The 19,249-nt window shown below is 41.2% G+C and carries 17 protein-coding genes and 1 riboswitch; of the genes, 15 read left to right on the top strand and 2 right to left on the bottom strand.

Annotated features, from left to right (window positions below):
* Positions 1–81 precede the first annotated feature (81 nt).
* The 4 genes from MKY19_RS05185 to MKY19_RS05200 are packed head-to-tail and all read left to right on the top strand — an operon-like array spanning position 82 to position 4,154.
* Positions 82–1,227, top strand: a complete 1,146-nt coding sequence (locus tag MKY19_RS05185) for an ankyrin repeat domain-containing protein (RefSeq protein ID WP_339800936.1) — start codon at positions 82–84, stop codon at positions 1,225–1,227.
* A 31-nt stretch (positions 1,228–1,258) separates the two neighbouring features.
* The gene (gene arcC / locus MKY19_RS05190) at positions 1,259–2,209 is read left to right on the top strand and encodes a carbamate kinase (RefSeq protein WP_149646526.1); all 951 of its coding nucleotides are present in this window, start codon (positions 1,259–1,261) and stop codon (positions 2,207–2,209) included.
* Positions 2,210–2,232: 23 nt separating this feature from the next.
* Positions 2,233–3,687: a cytosine permease gene (locus MKY19_RS05195; protein ID WP_339800939.1), complete on the top strand. Its 1,455-nt coding sequence runs from the start codon at positions 2,233–2,235 to the stop codon at positions 3,685–3,687.
* Positions 3,688–3,701: 14 nt separating this feature from the next.
* Positions 3,702–4,154 (top strand): nucleoside deaminase, encoded by a 453-nt coding sequence (locus MKY19_RS05200; RefSeq protein ID WP_042124600.1) that lies wholly within the window; start codon positions 3,702–3,704, stop codon positions 4,152–4,154.
* Between the two features lie 65 nt (positions 4,155–4,219).
* Here MKY19_RS05200 and MKY19_RS05205 read toward each other — a convergent pair whose 3' ends face one another.
* Positions 4,220–5,092, bottom strand: a complete 873-nt coding sequence (locus MKY19_RS05205; RefSeq protein WP_339800942.1) for an alpha/beta hydrolase — start codon at positions 5,090–5,092, stop codon at positions 4,220–4,222.
* Positions 5,093–5,213: 121 nt separating this feature from the next.
* On the opposite strand from MKY19_RS05205, the gene MKY19_RS05210 reads away from it, so the two are divergent.
* The 9 genes from MKY19_RS05210 to MKY19_RS05250 all read left to right on the top strand — a co-directional run bounded on the left by MKY19_RS05210 (position 5,214) and on the right by MKY19_RS05250 (position 16,551).
* On the top strand, positions 5,214–6,455 hold the full coding sequence (locus MKY19_RS05210; RefSeq protein WP_339800945.1) for a M20 family metallo-hydrolase: 1,242 nt from the start codon (positions 5,214–5,216) through the stop codon (positions 6,453–6,455).
* Positions 6,456–6,687: 232 nt separating this feature from the next.
* A riboswitch (cyclic di-GMP riboswitch) is annotated at positions 6,688–6,774 on the top strand.
* 172 nt (positions 6,775–6,946) lie between these two features.
* Positions 6,947–9,130: an EAL domain-containing protein gene (locus MKY19_RS05215; RefSeq protein ID WP_339800948.1), complete on the top strand. Its 2,184-nt coding sequence runs from the start codon at positions 6,947–6,949 to the stop codon at positions 9,128–9,130.
* 12 nt (positions 9,131–9,142) lie between these two features.
* The gene (locus tag MKY19_RS05220; RefSeq protein ID WP_339800952.1) at positions 9,143–10,861 is read left to right on the top strand and encodes a methyl-accepting chemotaxis protein; all 1,719 of its coding nucleotides are present in this window, start codon (positions 9,143–9,145) and stop codon (positions 10,859–10,861) included.
* A gap of 278 nt (positions 10,862–11,139) precedes the next feature.
* On the top strand, positions 11,140–12,117 hold the full coding sequence (locus MKY19_RS05225) for a ring-cleaving dioxygenase (RefSeq protein ID WP_339800955.1): 978 nt from the start codon (positions 11,140–11,142) through the stop codon (positions 12,115–12,117).
* A gap of 17 nt (positions 12,118–12,134) precedes the next feature.
* Complete coding sequence (locus MKY19_RS05230; protein ID WP_339269131.1) at positions 12,135–12,740, top strand: flavin reductase family protein; 606 nt, start codon at positions 12,135–12,137, stop codon at positions 12,738–12,740.
* A gap of 165 nt (positions 12,741–12,905) precedes the next feature.
* Positions 12,906–13,481, top strand: a complete 576-nt coding sequence (locus MKY19_RS05235) for a TetR/AcrR family transcriptional regulator (protein ID WP_149646538.1) — start codon at positions 12,906–12,908, stop codon at positions 13,479–13,481.
* A gap of 69 nt (positions 13,482–13,550) precedes the next feature.
* Positions 13,551–14,420, top strand: a complete 870-nt coding sequence (locus tag MKY19_RS05240; protein ID WP_339800960.1) for an NAD(P)-dependent oxidoreductase — start codon at positions 13,551–13,553, stop codon at positions 14,418–14,420.
* 70 nt (positions 14,421–14,490) lie between these two features.
* Positions 14,491–15,543, top strand: a complete 1,053-nt coding sequence (locus MKY19_RS05245; RefSeq protein ID WP_076283968.1) for an LLM class flavin-dependent oxidoreductase — start codon at positions 14,491–14,493, stop codon at positions 15,541–15,543.
* 39 nt (positions 15,544–15,582) lie between these two features.
* Positions 15,583–16,551, top strand: coding sequence for an alpha/beta hydrolase (locus MKY19_RS05250; protein WP_339800963.1), 969 nt, complete (start codon positions 15,583–15,585; stop codon positions 16,549–16,551).
* A 196-nt stretch (positions 16,552–16,747) separates the two neighbouring features.
* Here the strand turns inward: MKY19_RS05250 and MKY19_RS05255 are convergent, their stop codons facing one another.
* Positions 16,748–17,287 (bottom strand): NADPH-dependent FMN reductase, encoded by a 540-nt coding sequence (locus tag MKY19_RS05255; RefSeq protein ID WP_042124617.1) that lies wholly within the window; start codon positions 17,285–17,287, stop codon positions 16,748–16,750.
* Positions 17,288–17,570: 283 nt separating this feature from the next.
* Between MKY19_RS05255 and MKY19_RS05260 the strand changes: the two genes are divergently transcribed.
* Both MKY19_RS05260 and MKY19_RS05265 read left to right on the top strand, forming a co-directional pair.
* Complete coding sequence (locus MKY19_RS05260; RefSeq protein ID WP_042185346.1) at positions 17,571–18,023, top strand: MarR family transcriptional regulator; 453 nt, start codon at positions 17,571–17,573, stop codon at positions 18,021–18,023.
* An 11-nt stretch (positions 18,024–18,034) separates the two neighbouring features.
* Entirely contained in the window at positions 18,035–19,246 is a 1,212-nt protein-coding gene (locus MKY19_RS05265; RefSeq protein WP_339800967.1) for an MFS transporter, read from the top strand.
* The last annotated feature ends 3 nt before the right edge of the window (positions 19,247–19,249 follow it).

The following is a 19,249-nucleotide window of genomic DNA, read 5'->3' on the forward strand; positions in this document are numbered from 1 at the left end:
AGCCCACCATTCTTATTTCGAACTAGACGAACATCTTCGTGCTAGGCTGTGAAGGAGTGAACAATTTTGGATAGTCTATCCTTGAATACAAAACTTATTGAGGCGAGTGAACAGGGAGAACGGGCTTCTGTTGAGAAACTATTAGGCGAAGGTGCCAGTGTTGATTATAAAGATGCTGCAGGGCGAACAGCGTTAATGGCGGCAACTCAAAACAATCAAATCGCGATTGCTAAAAGATTAATAGAAGCAGGAAGTGACGTGAACACTAGAGATATTACACAACTCTCACCGTTTATTTGCTCAGCAGCAAATGGCTTTTATGAAATCCTGCGTCTCATGATTGCTGGTGGAGCTGATTTGAAGAGCGTGAATCGATTTGGAGGTACAGCGCTGTTACCATCGAGCGAAAAGGGCTATTTAAAAACAGTAGAGGTGTGTATTGATGCTGGGGTTCCAGTGAATCATGTCAACGACTTAGGCTGGTCAGCCCTACTTGAAGCAGTCATATTGGGGAATGGCGGACGACTATATTCTGACATTCTTGAAGCGCTTGTTCATGCAGGGGCAGATGTGCATTTGCCTGATCGAGATGGGCTCTCATCCCTACAACGTGCCGAAGAGAACGGTCAGCATAAAGTCGTGAAGATTCTAGAACAGAGCTTCCAAGAAAATAATGAATATGTGAAGCAGGCAAAGGCTCTCGCTAACAACGATCAATATGAAGAAGCTATATCCATCATCAATAGAGCGCTAGAAGTGGATGCTGACAACCTGGATTTCATCTATTATAAAGGGTATTTCTTGCAAGAACTAAAGAGATATGAAGAGGCACTTCGATGCTATGAAAGCGCTATCTCTATTGATTCAGCTAATTTAGAATTTTATTTCTACACAGCGAATTGTTTGAGACTGTGGAAAAAACCGGAGGAAGCTCTTCAGGAATATGATAAAGCCTGTGAGCTGGCACCTAATGAAACGTTCTATCGCTACCACAAATCCAATTATTTAAGAGAACTTGGGCGACACCAAGAAGCAGTTATCGAGATGGATAAGCTGCTAGCGCTTCAGCCGAATAGATATGACTTCTCCTTCCATAAGGCGAACAGTCTAAGATCGCTTGGTAAGCATAAAGAGGCCATTGAGGCTATCGAGAACGCAATTAAGAATGATCCAACAAATCCGTTATACCACTCACACAAAAAGCAATCTCTTGAGTTACTCGGTTAGCGCATAAGAATTGCAACATAGGAGGCATCAGATGAAAGAGACTGTAATCGTTGCTATTGGCGGGAACTCATTGGTCAAGGAAAATGGCCTGGATTCAATTCATGACCAATCTGAAGCAGTAAAAGAAGTTGTCGTTAATATTGTTGATATGGTGCAAGAGGGCTACAATGTCGTCGTTACACACGGTAATGGACCACAGGTAGGATTTGGGCTAAGAAGATCTGAGATTGCACATGAAATTGCCGGCATGTCTCCTGTTCCACTAGTGAATTGTGGAGCCGATACACAAGGTGGAATCGGTTATTTAATTCAACAAGCTTTAATTAACGAATTTGCAGTTAGAGGGATCCACAAGAATGTGGCTACGGTGATTACACAAGTCGAAGTAAGCTCAGAAGACCCTAATTTCAAGAATCCGACGAAACCAGTAGGATCCTTCTTTTCCAAAGAGCAAGCGGAAGAAATGAAAAAAGAACATCCGGAATGGAGCTTTGTAGAAGACTCTGGCAGAGGATACCGTAGAGTAGTTCCATCCCCAAGACCTATAGATATTGTGGAGAAAGATGCGATTAAGTCATTAATCGACGGGGGCTTTGTCGTTGTCGCTGCAGGCGGTGGAGGTATCGCAGTCGTGAAGTCTGATGATAACACGTACAAAGGTGTTGATGCAGTCATCGATAAGGATTTTGCAACGAGTCTTTTAGCAGAACAAATTCATGCGGAGACCTTAATTATTACAACAGGAGTGTCTAGAGTATGCATCAACTATGGTAAGCCGAATCAGAAAGAGCTTTCCAAAATGACGGTTGATGAGACTAAACAATATGTGCTAGAAAATCACTTCCCAGCAGGAAGTATGCTGCCTAAAATCGAGGCAAGTTTAAGCTTCTTAGAGAACAGCGGAACGCGAGTTATTATTACGAATCCGGAAAGCTTGAAAGATGCGATCAATGAACAGGCAGGCACTCATATCGTGAAGTAATTTAAGCGAGGGGAAGTGTAGATATGGATCAAGCAAAATTGGAACAAAATTATGATAGGTACAAATCATACGGTTACGGTGAGGAATTACTGCCCAAAAAGCCTGAGCAAAGAGACTGGGGAATGTCCAACTATATAACACTCTGGATGGGCGCTGTTCATAATATTATGTCGTATATGACAGTAGCAGGTTTCTTTGTCCTAGGGTTGGATACAACACAGGTGCTCTTTGCTGTTATGCTTTCAGCCATTATTGTCTCCACATTTTATGCTTTAAACGGATATTCTGCCTCCAAATATGGGCTGCCATTCGCGATGTTGCTTCGTGATTCATTTGGGGTAAAAGGAGCAATTATACCGGCATTGATACGAGGACTTGTTGCCGGATTAGTATTCTTCGGAACCACAACCGTTGTAGGTGCAGAATCATTAAATGTTATATTTGCTAGATTTATTCCAAATTATATGGAGTTAGGCGGTGGCTTCACACTCTTCGGGTTAGCATTCCCGACAATGATCTCCTATGCGATTCTTTGGACAGCAACGGTTCTGTTGTTCTTAGGTGGAATGAAAACATTAGGTAAGTTCGGTAACTGGTCATCCCCAGTAGTGTATGTGTTTATTATTGGTGCTGCTGTTTGGGCGATCAAGATTGCTGGAGGGTTTGGACCGATTTTAGAGTATGTACCAGCGAACCCAAGCTCAAGTCCATTAGTCTTTATTGCTTGCGTGAGTGCATTGGTATCTAACTGGGCGGGTCCTGTTGTGAATATGTCGGACTTCACACATCGTGCGAAATCACCAAAAGCGGCTATGATTGGGTTGCCAGTAGGGTTTATCTTATCTTATATTCTTTTTGCCATCACTTGTGTGGCTTTAATCGCGGGTACTGAAATTGCGTTTGGTGAGCCGATTTTCAATATCGTTCATGCCATTGATAAAATTGAAAACACTTTCGCGGTTGTTGTATTGATTCTAGCACTAAACGTAGGAGCTATCGCCTTCGTAGTGTTTGCAAACCTATTACCAGCTGGATTGCAGATGTCATCCCTTTTCCCGAAAAAATTCACTGTAAAGATTGCGGGTGTATTGACAGCTGTTGTTGGTACTTTGATTTTGCCATGGAAGCTTGTAGAAAGTACGACGACCTTATTTTTCTTCTATAGCTTTATCGGGTCCATCTTTGGTCCAATTGCGGGTATTATGCTTTCAAGCTTCTTTATTCATCGGAAAAGAGTATTAAATCTTGATAATATCTATGTCCCAGCAGGCAGCAACGGTGAATATAAGAATGGTTACAATCCTGTTGCGATGGCTGTTCTAGCAGTCAGCTTCATCCTTCCTATGTCAGGTGCATTTCTTAAGGGTATCCCCTTCCTAGTTAGGATGAATGATTTTGCTTTCTTTAGTGGTTTAATTGTTTCGTTTGTTCTATACACCATCTTTAGCAAAACACTAAAATCATCCCAATTAAACTAGAGGAGGAATTTGAAATGGATTACATGAAACTGGCTGTAGACGCAACGATCGAGGGTATGAATAAGAAATTTGGGGGCCCGTTTGGTGCAACGATTGTTCGAGGCGATGAAGTAATTGCAGCGGTTAGCAATACGATGATGAGAGATACGGATCCTTCTGCACATGCGGAAATGGTAGCTATCCGAGAAGCTTGCAAAAAGCTAGACACGATGGACTTATCGGATTGTGTAATTTATGCCACCTGTGAACCGTGTCCGATGTGTATGGGCGCTATTATTTGGTCAGGTGTTAAGGAAGTTCATTATTGCAGCACAAGAGATGATGCGAAAGAGCATGGCTTCTCTGACATTCACCTTCGCGAATATTTTGTGGGGCATGATGAGAGTGTTGTTAATATGATTAAAGTGGAAGCTAGAGAAGATTGCGATCATTTATGGACGCATTTCCACGAATTAAACAAGAAATAATTCATGCGGTCTCCTATATTTTCCGGCACTATTTTAGTGCCGGATTTTCCTGTTCTTCTACAGACCTACTCAGCAAGATGAAGCTGAAGGAAATCAATCACCTGATGAAGAGCTTTTTGCACAACAGGGTTATCGAAATCTTTTTCAAATACATGCTCTCCGTTTGGAATAGTAATAAGCTTTGCCGGTACTCCTTCTTTCACTAGCGCAGCTCTCATGAATACCGATTGTTCATACGGTACATCTACATCGTTCGTTCCGTGTAGTAACAATGTAGGGGGGAATTCCTTAGTTACATGATGAATAGGACAGAATTTGAGGAGTTCTTCCTTATGTAGAGAAGGATTCAAGCCCGTCACTTCTTCGATCCAACGACCGGATTGTCTTGCATATAAATAGAGAAGAAAACGCTCGTCAACGCTTGCGCTCGTAATGATTTGATCGGACACTGTACCTTTTGCAATCTCCATGGAGACGATATCCTTTTCACAATAGAATTTACTTGGTTCGAGTGCCCATGGAGCGCTAATATCGCCATATCCATAGAAGGAGACAATCGCACGTGGCTTATGTGTAAACATTCCTGTGCTTAGTGCAAGGAAACCACCTGCTGAGCTTCCCACTACAGCGATCCTCGAGGGGTCAATGGAGAATTGTTTTGGTCCTTCATTCACTAACCAAAGTAGGCTATCTTGGACATCTTCAAGGATGTCAGATAGGGTTGACCTAGGAGCTAATCTATAATCAATTGAAAATAGCGCAAAGCCATTCTTGGTGTAAAGTTGTATCATTTCCTCGGATAGATCCTCTCGATCACCCCAAAGTAGGCCGCCTCCGTGAATGTACACAATAGCAGGGGCTTGGGGGCGGTTTGTTTCATGAAAATCAGCTTTAATTGTAAATGAGTCATTTTCTTTAAAAATAATGGTCTTCTTCATAGCTATCCATTACACCTCATCAAGTAAGTAATTTTTAAAGACTAGCACTACCTCTATTGTATATCATTCACGAATTTTGATGAAACCATAATCATGAATACCCAGGATTGGAGATACTGTCATGGATAGAAAGAGAAGATATCAGGCTTTATTTGATAATATTAATCAATATAACTCGGGTGAGAAGGGCATCACTAGAATTGCCTATACAAATGAAGAGCAGACATGTACGAGTGCTTTTATGCGGATGTGTAAGGCTGAAAATTTAGATATCCGGATGGATCATTGCGGGAATGTGATTGCTAGAAGGAATGGGAAGATAGAAGGGCTCCCACCCGTTGTAATGGGCTCTCACTTGGATACGGTATATCAAGGTGGGAAGTACGATGGGGTAGTAGGTGTAACGGCTGCTTTGGAAGTGATCAAACGTCTAAACGAAAAAGGGATTGAAACGGATCATCCGATCGAAATTATCTCATTTGCCTGTGAAGAATCCTCGCGTTTTGGGATTTCAACAGTAGGCAGTAAAATAATGTCAGGGTTATTTCAGAAGGAGAAATATAGATCTTTGAAGGACAAAGACGGTATTACCATGGAAAAGGCATTTTCGCTATGTGCACTGGATTATAACAGTATTGATCAGGCGAGTAGAGAGAATGAAGAATTAAAAGCGTTTTTCGAATTACATATTGAGCAAGGTCCCGTCTTAATAAACAATAATAAAAAAATAGGAATTGTGACTGGAATTGCTGCACCCGTGAGGCTTCATATTCAAATATCAGGGAAGGCATCCCACTCTGGAACGACACCTATGAATATGAGAAAAGATGCTTTTCTAGGTGCCTCAGAAATAGCACTTGAGCTTGAGAAAGCAGCCAAACTCGAACTAGAATTTGGAACGGTTGCGACGCTAGGGGTGATAGATATCTTGAATGGCGCTATGAACGTGGTTCCGGGAGAGGTGGAAATTAAAATTGATATCAGATCTACTTCAGTGGCATCCAGGCAACGTGTGTTAGATCATTTATATCAAACAATATCCTTAGTACAAGAAAATAGACAACTTGTAATTGAGAGTACGGAAATTATTTCGGAGGAACCCGTCCTATTATCTGATGAGATCAGTCAGGTTCTAGAATCCATTTGTGAAGAGAAAGGGATATCGAGTCAACGGATGATTAGTGGGGCAGGGCATGATGCCATGAACATGAACAAACTTTGCCCAGTAGGGCTTATCTTTGTTCCTTCTGTAGATGGACTTAGTCATCATCCCAATGAATATACAGACTTGGATGATATCATTATGGGGATTGATATTTTAGAAGAAGCTGTTCTTCGTTATGCGTTTGTAAGACAAACATAATTCGTGTTGAGAAGTAAGTCCCAATGTGACATATATAAATGTTACATTGGGCTTTAGTATCTAATTATATAATTGTTCGCAGAATTGTTGCTTTACATTAATAAATATTATATTAAAGTTAACATTGACGTTTGTGAAAAAATTCCCATTCAAAAAAATTAAATCACAGCGGAGATAGGTCTTTTGGTGGTAGCCTATTTTTAATAGAGTATTTAGGACTAATAATAGTAAAACAGAATATTGGTAAACCTATTGAAAAATAGGGACACAAAGCCATAGGGTCTAAATCTATTTATAGATATGACAGCCGGTTGCATGTAGTGGGAGTTTCATGCTCTTATTTTTTGACGCATTTGCAGCCGTTATCATTCTGATAGCGGCTTTTTTTTGCTCGTTTTCTAATAAAAAAACGTAATAAATCGGAAAAAGGATGATAGTACATGGATCAAACACAACCACTGAGAGTATGGAGAATGATAGGCCTCGTCCTAATGGCAACGTTGATATTTTGGGGGTGCTCTTACTATTTCATAAAATGGACTGCTAACTCTTATGAGCAAGAAGCGGTTGCTGCTACATCAGAAGCTACGATACATGCGAGTAGATCGATTGGAAATATGATACAGGGTGGATTAGATTCATTAGATGGAATTGCTGATTCTATTTCGGAAATCAATTATATGGATTGGGATAAGACCAAAAAATATCTGCATCACTTTGATAAAAAATATAATTTTATTCGAATTAGCATCAACAGCCCAGATGGTAAAGCTTACGCATCAGATGGGACGATGTTTGATGTATCAGATGAAGTAGGATTCCAAAAAGCTCTTCAGGGTATTAGCAGTATTTCTGATCCATTCTTAGATAAGATCTCCAATAAAGAAATTATCACGATCAACAGTCCACTTAAGTTTAAAGGTGAAGTGAAGGGTGCTTTATCTGCCAGCAAATATACACAGGATCTTAATGATGCTCTTGCAGTTTCCTTCTTTAAAGGTCATGGTTATTCTCAAATCATTGATCAAAAGGGACAAGTCATTATCAAATCGAAGAATCTCGAAGAGGATAAGTCAATTGATAACATATTCGAAAGTATAAGTATTGATTCTAGAAATAAGAAACAACTGCAAATCTTTAAAGAGAACATAACCGCAAAAAAATCTGGAGTAGGAATATTTTGGATTAACGAAGATAGCAAAATGGTTGGTTATTCTGGCATCCAGGGGGTTGAGGACTGGTATATTCTCTCCGTGATACCGAAAGATGTGATCATGGCCAAAGCGTCTCAAATGAGTCAGGCGACTTTTCTATTATGTGTAATCATGTTTGTCTTATTATTGATCATATTTGTTAACATTCTATTAAATAAGAGCAAAATTAGGAAACAGATGGAGAGGATTGCCTTTGAGGATGAGTTAACACATCTTTCTAGAACGAATAAATTTGTTATAGATGCTCAGTATTTACTTAAAGAGAAACCGAATACAAAGTTTGCTGTGTTGCAATTTGATATTGAACAATTTAAATACATAAATGAAATTGTCGGTTTTCATGAAGGAAATAGTATTTTGATTCAAGTGGCTAATAGCTTAACAGCAAACACATTAGACGAGGATGTCGTTGGACGCTTAGGGGGTGATCGTTTTATTCTTTTCACTTCGTATGACAATAAGGCGGAATTATTCATCCGTATACAAGTACTTACTGAACAAATGAGCGACTATACGTTTGGAAATGAAGAAGGTTTTAGGCTAGTGATTAATTGTGGAATTTACTGTATAGATGATCGTCAGAGCGATATCCTCACATGTATTGACCGAGCAGGAATCGCTTGTAAGTCCATTAAAGGTGGATACAAGAGCTCATGCACTTTCTTTGACGAACAATTGCTATTGCAGATACACGAAGAGCAAGACATCGTAAGAAAGATGGATGCTGCCATGACAAATGGTGAATTTATAGTATATTTACAACCGAAAATGGATCTGCGAGTGAACAGTTTTCATGGCGCTGAGGCATTGGTTCGATGGAATGATCCTCAGAAGGGACTTATATCTCCTGCAGTATTTATCCCCATATTTGAGAGGAATCGCTTTATTGTGAAATTAGATTTAATGGTGTTTAAATCAGTATGTATCATGTTGAGTAAATGGATCCAGGAAGGAATCCAGCCACTTCCGATTTCAGTGAATATATCGCTTATAACCCTATACCATAATGATTTCCTGCTCCATTTGACGAATATTATTAACAGGTACCAGGTACCTGCTAGATTGATAGAGTTAGAGCTGACCGAGTCTATTGTATTCCAAAATTTAGAGTTTGTTAGAGATATTTTGTTGGAGTTGAAACGTAAAGGATTTTCCATAGCTATCGATGATTTTGGGACAGGTTATAGTTCCTTAAATGTATTGCAATATTTCCCTGCTGATGTCATTAAGTTAGACAGGGCTTTTCTGATGAGTAAGTCAAATGATGAGACAGGGAAGATAGTAATTGCCAGTATGGTCAAGCTAGCTAGGGATTTAAATATGAAAGTTGTGGCAGAGGGAGTTGAGACAGAGGCGCAAATTGATTTTTTGAAACAAATAGATTGTGAAATCGCTCAAGGTTATTATTTCGCGAAACCAATGCCAGTAGCAGAATATGAAAGCTTAATTAAAAGTACATAGGGAGTGCAAAGCATGAGGAAAATGAGAAATTGGACTATCGTAGGCAAAATTACTGTTACTAATTCAATATTACTGTTAGGTGCTCTGATCATTGCGATCGTTGGTAGTGTGTATTTCAGCAATATGTATGCGAACTCTAGAAGTATGTATAAGAACGATCTTACGTCAGTTTATGCACTTGGGAAATTCGAATCTAATAATCATGAAATAGTAACCTTAACGAATAAGATGATCGCTAGTCATGATCCAAGCGAAATTCAAGAGAGTTATCAGAAAGTTGTTGAGCTTCAAGCTGAAAACAATGGAATCTTGAATAAGTATGAAGAAACACGTTCCCTCCCAAACGAAAAGGAGATTTATGCTGAAGTTTTATCATTAACGAAACAGTATCGGCAAATTCAGCTTCCGATGTTTGAGAAGATGCTAAATACCCCTACATATGATCCTGCTGAAGATATCATCTCTGATCTTGAAGCGTTAAATACGAAACGAAATGAAGACCTTGGAAAATTAGTTGAAATGAACTTAGGAAGTGCCCAGTATGCAGATGTTCAGAATAAGAAGCTATTTCAAAAAGGACTAACGGTCAATATCATTGTTGCTTTTCTCGTTATCCTGATTTCAATCGGTTCATATTTGTCCTTGAGAAGATATTTCTCACGAGCAGTAACCATTATCCTGAACTTTTCAGAGGCGTTTGGTCGAGGAGAACTGACTCAAAGAGCTAAGTTTGATGCTGAAGATGAATTTGGTCGAATCGTGAAGTCGCTTAATCATTCGGCAGAGCAAGTACAAACCATCGTAGCTAGTGCTTCTTCTTCAGCACAAGAGTTAGGTGCACTTAGCGAAGAATTATCTGCAACAGTTGAGGAAGTAAATGCTACAATGGATCAAATTTATAATTCCTCGCAAGAGGTTGCTTCTGGAAGTGAATCTTTAAGTGCTACAACAGAAGAAGTAAATGCAACAGTACAAGAGATTATCTCCAATGCAGATCTGCTAAGTGATAAGGCGGGAGTCGCACTAAATACCTCCGAAGAAATTCTGGTACAGGCAGCTTCCGCGAAGGAAAAGGCTGTGGCATCGATTCAATATGCGACAAGTTTGTATGCTGAGAAACAGAATTCCATTATGCACGCGATCGAGGCAGGGAAAGTTGTTAATGAAGTAAGAGAGATAGCTGGGTACATTTCAGAGATTGCAGCCCAAACGAATCTATTGTCCTTGAATGCTTCCATTGAAGCAGCAAGAGCTGGGGATGAGGGAAGAGGATTCGCTGTAGTTGCTAACGAAGTACGCAAACTTGCTCTACAGTCGGAGGAATCGGTGGGGAAGATTCAGAAAATGACACTGCTAGTGGAAGATGCTTTTGAGAATGTGTCCTTTCAATCACAAGCGCTACTGGATTTTATCGATTCGACGGTGATAAGTGATTATGAGAGTTTCGAGCAAGTAAGTATGCAATATAAAAATGATGCCGATATGTTTCATGAGATCACAGGTGAAATGGTATCTTCAATGCACGGACTGAAGCTATCAATGGCAGAGGTAGATCAAGCGATGACGAATGTTGCCGCAGTATCTCAACAGTCTGCGGACAATGTAAGTGGCATTCGAAATCACATTTCAGATACATTACAAGCGTTTGAAGATGTGGCTGCTTCTTCTGAGCACCAGGCGAATATTGCGGAAATGATGAATGAGACGGTTGGTAAATTTGTGATCGAGTAAGCACCAAAACAAAACAGCCTTGTTCAGTATATCTATTTACATACTGAACAAGGCTGTTATCTTTTATAGTGTTTTGTTGACAACAACAAAGGAGTGTGTTAAATTTGTCTTAAGTTAAAGATAATTAATGTGAAGATAATTTGTGAGATACATGTAATCGAATGTTGGAAAGATATTTTTTTTGGTGGATATCTTAACGTTAAGATAATTCAATTAATCTTTCTTGATCTAGGGAATTATATTACAAAATCAAACTAAAACCATAGGAGTGTATAATCATGAGAAATTTAAAAGGGATTCACCACGTAACAGCCATCACAAGCAGCGCAGAGAAAAACTACGAGTTTTTTACTTACGTATTGGGAATGCGTCTAGTGAAGAAAACCGTCAATCAAGACGATATTCAAACGTATCACTTGTTTTTTGCAGATGATAAGGGCAGTGCCGGAACGGATATGACGTTCTTTGACTTCCCTAACATACCTAAAGGTGTTCACGGAACCAATGAGATCGCCAAGACATCCTTCCGGGTACCAACTGATGCTGCATTAGACTACTGGGTAAAACGTTTTGATCGCCTGGATGTGAAGCATACCGGAATTAAAGAGCAGTTTGGCAAAAAGACTTTATCCTTCGTAGATTTTGATGATCAACAATATCAACTTATCTCCGATGAATTTAATGAAGGGGTCTCATCAGGTACACCATGGCAAAAAGGACCAATTCCTTTAGAGTTTGCGATCACTGGTTTGGGACCGATCTTTGTACGTATAGCTGACTTCAGCTATTTTAAAGAAATGTTGGAAAGAGTCATGCTGTTTAAAGAAATCGGACAGGAAGAGGCTTATCATTTGTTTGAAGTCGGCGAAGGCGGAAACGGGGCGCAAATTATTGTAGAGCATAACGAAGACTTGCCGAATTCACGCCAAGGTTTTGGTACGGTTCACCATGCGGCTTTCCGAGTAGAAGACCGTGCGATGCTGGATGAGTGGACTAAGCATTTTGAAGACTTTGGATTCCGTACTTCAGGTTATGTGGATCGTCATTTCTTCGAGTCGCTGTATACACGTGTTGCTCCACAAATCTTGTTTGAGCTTGCAACAGATGGACCTGGATTTATGGGAGACGAGGAATACGAAACGGTTGGAGAAAAGCTTTCATTGCCACCATTCTTAGAACCTAAACGTGAGCAAATTGAGAAGTTAGTACGCCCTATTGATACCGTTAGAAGCACGATCGATTTCGTGAAAGAGTGAAGAAGGAGCTGGGGAGATTGATTTCGATTGATCCGAAGCAAAATAGTGAGCGGGAAAATTATAAGTTATTAATTGGTACTGTTATTCCTAGGCCCATTGCTTTTGTCACTACACAATCAGAAGATGGCATTTTGAATGGTGCGCCGTTTAGCTATTTTAATATCGTCTCGTCTAATCCTCCGATGGTTTCACTGTCTATTCAAAGACCAGCGGGACGATTAAAAGATACAGCCCATAATATCTATAACAATCAACAGTTTGTTGTGCATATTGTAGATGATGAGAATGTTGGAAAAATCAATCAAACCGCTGCCTCATTGCCAAGAGCAGAAAGTGAAATTGAACTTGCCAATCTTACACCGGTCCCAAGTAAAAATATAGCTGTACCTGGTGTATTGGAAGCAAAGGTTCGAATGGAATGTAAGCTTGTACAAGCGATACCTCTAGGAGCAGAAGAACCTGGGAGTGATTTGTTCATCGGCGAAATTGTTCAGTTTCATATCGATGAATCGATTTATCAGGAGGGGCGGATTGACCCTAGAGCCTTAAATGCAGTAAGTCGTTTAGCGGGAGCTAATTACGCTACGATTGGTGAGATTTTTGAAATTGAGAGACCGGAATAATAAACTAAGATCTGTTCGTAAGCGATGAAGCCTACCGAACAGGTCTTTTTGTGGGCTAATTATAGTTCATCAGCTATGCCAAGCAAACCGTAAGGTTTTCTCTCGAAGTTTATCTGGACTGATCGTTCCAGATATGTTATATTGCCATTACAGGAGGTGTTACTCATGGCAAGGACAAGAGAGTTTAACGAGGATCAAGCACTACATCAAGCGATGCTGTTGTTTTGGAAAAAGGGTTATGAGGCAACAAGCATACCGGATTTGCTGCAGGTTATGGGCATTAGCCGTTCTAGTCTTTACGATACTTTTTCTGACAAGCAAACGTTGTACATTGCCGCACTGGAACATTACAAAAAGGTTAGCTTCAATAGACAGGTCATTCTTGAACGGGCGTCAAGCGTTAGAGCAGGGATTCAACAATTTTTTGAGCAACATATTACTTCAGCGTACGATACGAGCCTACCCGGCGGGTGTTTTGTAACGAATGCAGCTACAACACTAGAGTCGCGGGATGAAAAAATAAATGAATTGATAAAGACTAGTTTTTTGAATTTAGAACAGGCTTTTTGCGAGCTTTTGGAAAAAGGCCGACAATCAGGCGAACTTGATAAAACCACTGATGTCAAAGCGTGGTCTTATTTATTGCTGAATTTACATCAAAGCATAAATATTATGGCAAAAGCAGATCAAGATCAGCAGCGTGCCAAAGAGATGATAAGCTTTGTAATTGCAGCAATATAAATTTTTTTTGGTTATTCTGGAACGATCGTTCCGTTATTGTAAATCATCCTTAATGCGGAGAAGAGACTTATGAAAATATCATTTATCGGGCTTGGGAAAATGGGCTTTCCAATGGCCCAAAATTTGTTGAAAGCTGGTAATGAATTAATCGTTTTTAATCGTACTCGTGAAAAAGCGCAACCCCTAATAGATCAGGGAGCGCATTATGCCGAGACACCATTGGAGGCAGCACAAAAGAGCGATATGGTCATAACCATGCTTTCTGACGATGCCGCTTTGGAGGAGATTGTTGAGGGTCCAAATGGAATTTTGAATGGATTATCAGAAAAAGGAATTCACATATCTGCCAGTACGATCAGTGTAGATCTGGCTCGGAAATTATCCGCGGCGCATGCGGAGAGAAAGCAATACTTTGTGTCTGCCACAGTGCTGGGGCGTCCGGATGCCGCTAAAGCAGCTAAATTGCGCATCATTTTGGCAGGTCCGGAGCAAGCCAGACAACAGTTAATTCCTGTTTTAGAACAATTAGGTCAGGAAATATTCGAGATTGGGGATTATAGCGAAGAAGGAAATGTTGTAAAAATAGGCGTAAACTTTTTAATTGCTTCTATGCTGGAAGCTTTATCAGAAACGCAGCTGATGGTAGGAAAGTATGGCATAGAGCCAGCCCGTTTTATGGATGTGGTGAATGCTCTTTTTCAATCTCCCTTATATCAGAACTATGGGGCGATAATGACAGAACAGCGGTTTGAACCAGCTGGTTTTAAAATGAAGCTAGGGCTGAAGGATGTTGCACTGGCTATAGAGGCAGCGCAGTCCGTCCAAGCTCCTCTACCTTTGGGCCAACTTATCCATCATCATTTATTTGAAGGAATAGCCCATGGTTATGGTGAGATGGATTGGACAGCTTTAATCCGTTGTCTAGAGCATTCTTCTTAAAAAAATAGGGTTGCCCCAAATATCTGTTGGTTGTAGTGCAGGAGAAAAATTAAAAGAGGTGTGATAAATCATGGAAATAGGTGTTACTTCGTTCGTAGAAACAAAGCCTGATATTGAGACTGGAATTGTGATGAGTCATGCACAGCGATTACGAGAAGTAGTCGAAGAAATCGTCCTTGCGGATCGGGTGGGACTTGATGTTTTTGGTATCGGTGAGCATCATCGTGAAGATTATGCAGCTTCTTCACCAGCAATCGTGTTGTCCGCTGCAGCGTCCTTGACTAAACGGATTCGCCTGGCTAGTGCTGTGACGGTCCTTTCATCTGCTGATCCTGTACGTGTGTTTCAGGATTTTGCTATGCTTGACGGCATCTCCAATGGACGTGCCGAGATTATAGCGGGCAGGGGTTCATTCGTTGAATCCTTTCCGTTGTTTGGTTATGGCTTACATGACTATGAGGAGCTATTCAATGAAAATATCGAACTGCTTATGAAAATACGGGGTTCCGAGAAAGTAACTTGGAAGGGAGGCCATCGGCCAGCAATTCATAATTTGGGCGTATACCCGCGGCCCGTCCAAAGCTCTTTACCAATATGGATTGGCAGCGGAGGTACGCAAAGCTCCGCCGTTCGTGCAGGACTTTTGGGTCTGCCATTGATGTTGGCGATCATTGGCGGGAATCCAATGAATTTTGCTCCGCTTGTAGAGCTGTACAAGAAGGCGGCGGCCCGCGCTGGACATGATGTATCGCAGCTTCAGGTGGGATCTCATTCGATTGGATTTGTCGCAGAAGATACGGAACGGGCAGCAGATATCTTTTTTCCATCTACCCAATACGGCATGAACAAGCTCGGGAAAGAACGAGGATGGTCGTATTATGACCGTTCCAGCTATGATGCGGCCCGAAGCTTTGATGGCGCATTGTACGTTGGAGATCCAGAAACAGTTGCTCAGAAGATCATTCATCTACGGAAGCATGTAGGTATTACACGCTTTATGATGTATGTTCCACTAAGCACGATGCCACATGAGCAGGTGTTGCGGGCTATAGAACTGCTCGGAACGGAGGTTGCTCCACGAGTACGAGAGGAAATTGCCAAGTGGGAAGCTGAGAAGGAATAGGAATTATATAAGCAATCATTATTGTATTGGAGGGTTTTCATGAGTATCGATAAACGTATACTACCAGAATTAAGAGAGGCATATTCACAATTTCCAGGGTTTCAATTGGAAGAGAATTTAGAGTGGAGCAGAAGTTTAGTGTCGGCTCCGTCACTGAAGAGATCAGAGCATGTAAACACAACCAGTCGAAAAATTCCGGGTGTTGCAGGGGAGATACTGGTAAAAATTTATGAACCTGCTGGGCGAAATGCTGACAAGCTTCCAGCTATGCTGTGGATTCACGGGGGCGGATACGTATTAGGACATCCTGATATGGACGACGAGTTGTGTGAACGCTTTGTTCAGACGGCTAGATGTGTTGTCGTGTCGGTTGATTATAGGCTGGCACCCGAGCACCCCTTTCCAGCTGCAATCGAAGATTGTTATGCTGGCTTAGTATGGATGACGGAGGAAGCGGAATCACTTGGCATTGATGAGAATCGGGTTGCGATTGCTGGTGCAAGCGGTGGCGGCGGGCTGACAGCAGCACTTGCGCTGATGGCACGAGATAAAGGTGGACCCTCCATTATCTTTCAGATGCCGTTGTACCCAATGCTCGACAACCGTAACATTACGCCATCAAGCCATGAGATTACGGAAGAAGGTGCAATCTGGAACCGGACGGACAACTTAACGGCTTGGAACATGTACCTGGGCGAGGAGAACGATGCCAGCAGGATATCTTCCTATGCGGTACCAACGAGAGCGGAGAATTTAGCTGGACTGCCACCAACCTATACCTGTGTAGGTCAGCTTGATCTATTCCGAGATGAGACGATCGAATATGTAACACGACTTGCGCAAGCAGGTGTAGATATCGAATTTAACCTGTATCCCGGATGTTTTCATCTTTTCGAAATATTCGTTCCAGAAGCGGAAGTGAGTCAGCGCGCCGTTCAGAGCTATATGGATGCGATGGCCCGGGCACTTCACCCCAAACACTCTCCATCCTCAAGCGAGAGCTGTTAATAATGCAAGCACAAACCATATGATCATTGCTCCTTGTTGTAGATTGAAATCCTCGCCGATTATGCGAGAAAAGATTCTATACAAGGTGGTCATTTCATCATACAAAAAATACACCCCTTAGAATCGACCGGACAAACCATAGGTTTATCCAGGTCTATTCTTAGAGGTGTATTTCATAATATTAAAGCGGGTGATCTTAACGAAGCGTCTTGAGCGCACCGCTCCAAGCCAATACTTGATCAAGCATGCCATTTACATTGGTCAGGTGAAGATCCGCTGGTTTGAACACAGAACCGTTCTCGAAATCAGTGAACAGGGACAGGGCTGGATGTACACGAACATCTGCTACAGACAGTTCTCCCAAGATCCCACGTAAATGCTCAGCTGCACGAGCCCCACCTACAGAACCATAACTCACGATACCCGCTGCTTTGTTGTTCCAAGCTTCACGCGCGTAATCGAGTGCATTTTTCAGTGATGCGGAAATACTGTGGTTGTATTCTTGAACGATAAATACGAAACCGTCTAACGTAGCAAGCTTTGTATTCCAAGCAGTTGCTTGTTCAGTAGCATCAACTTCTCCCATTAGTGGAAGTTTGAAGTCCGCGATATCTACGATCTCATAATTAGCATCTCCACGTGCATCTGCTACCTTTTTAACCCATTCCCCTACTTGTGGGCTTAAACGACCTTGACGAGTACTTCCCAGAATGATTCCGATGTTTAATTTAGACATTGTTTGTTCCTCCTCGATTTTTGTTCTACCAAATAGTTTGTCTAGAAATCCCATGAATTACACAACCTTCAAATAAATAATATTAAGCGTGTTGTTACGCTCTAGTTGTCTTTAAGTTAAGTATCTTTAACATGAGATAATAATACCGTGTTTAGTTTACTTTGTCAAGCAACTTAATAATAGTTAGTTTATAATTTTGTCTCACCTTTACAAATTTAGTTGTCTAGAATATAATTGTTTAAGCAACTATTAAAAAGAAGATGAAATAAGAAGAGGTCTAATCATGACGACAAAGCATAACCAATCCGAACTTACGTTAGGATTTATGATGGGAACGACCTATCGTAAATTAAGCGCGTTATTCCAAAATGGGCTAAAGGAATATGATATAACACCTGAGCAATGGTCAGTGCTTTTTCAAGTCGACAGAACGGAAGGGCTGATTCAGAAGGATATCGCGAAGCGTTCGGGTAAGGATAAACCAACTACGACGCGAATTCTGGATCACTTGGAGGGAAAAGGGCTGGTCTATAAAAGAACCGGGGAGAATGATCGGCGTTCTTTTAAGGTTTATATTACGGAAAAAGGAAGAGCTCTGATTAAGGAGACCTTTCCTATTGAGGATCAAGTCACAGATGAGATTATGAACTGTATTTCCAGTGATGAATATGAGCTGCTCATGGGGTTGCTGCTAAGAATAAACAATCATATTGATCAAATAAATGATGGAGAGTAGGAACGTAAGTTATGCCAGAACAACAAGAACTACGTACGAAACTATGGACCAAGTCTTTTATTGCTTTAACGTTTAGTGCTTTATTTTTATTTATGAATTTACAGATGCTGCTATCTTCATTTCCGTCTTATGTTAAAAGTGAATTTCAAGCCGGAGATATTATGGTCAGCTTGGTTACAAGTGTATTTGCGCTAACTGCGATTGCTTCACGTTTTATGACTGCTTTTCTGATGCGGAGGGTTAGCCGCAATGTACTACTATATATTGGTTTAGCCATCGCGGCCGCCATAACCGGTCTTTATGTGGTAGCAGACTCAATCGGGTCACTATTGCTGATGCGGGTAGGCTATGGGATTGGGTTCGGGATTGCCAGCACGATTATTCCCACGATTGTTTCACAGATTATTCCTAGCAAAAGAATGGGCGAAGGGATCGGCTATTTCGGCTTATCAACCAGTCTTGCAATGTCCATTGGTCCTATGATTGGTTTGAACGTAATGAAGCAATCGGGGTTCGGAACACTGGCGATGATCGGAACATTCACCTTGCTTCTTGCCTTTCCAGTCTTATTGTTCTCACGTTCACTTCCAGCTGTACCGAAAAAACAGCCTATTGAGCGATCCATTGCACCATCCAAACCACTCAAGGTTCCTTTTAATACAAAGTTAGTATTGCCTGCAATACTGAATGTCTTACTCGCGATCACTTATGGTGGATTGCTTAGCTTTATCGCTTTGTTCGGCGAATCGGTGCATTTAGAGCAAGTGGGTTTGTTCTTCTTATTTAACGCGATTACGATCATCATTATTAGACCTATTTCCGGCAGATTATTTGATAAAAGAGGTCCGGCTGCTGTTCTGATTCCCGCAGCGGTTTGTGTCGTCGCGAGCTTAACAGTGCTCTCGTATACAACATCCATGCCAATGCTCATTATATCCGCATTGCTGTATGGACTCGGCTTTGGAGCTATCCAGCCTACTATACAGGCTTGGATGCTTCGGACATCTACACCTGCACAGTATGGTATGGCGAACAGTATGTTTTATAACTCAACAGATTTAGGGGTAGCCAGTGGGGCCATTATTCTTGGGGCAATCTCGGCGGCATCCGATTATGGGATGATGTATCGTTATTCTGCTGGGTTCATGGTGCTGTTCCTAATTATTTATATTGGGATTCAGATTACTAAGGCCAGAAATAGCCCTTCAGCTTTAAGCCAATAAGGG

This window comes from Paenibacillus sp. FSL R5-0744, from assembly GCF_037972555.1.
Taxonomy (GTDB): Bacteria; Bacillota; Bacilli; order Paenibacillales; family Paenibacillaceae; genus Paenibacillus_AQ.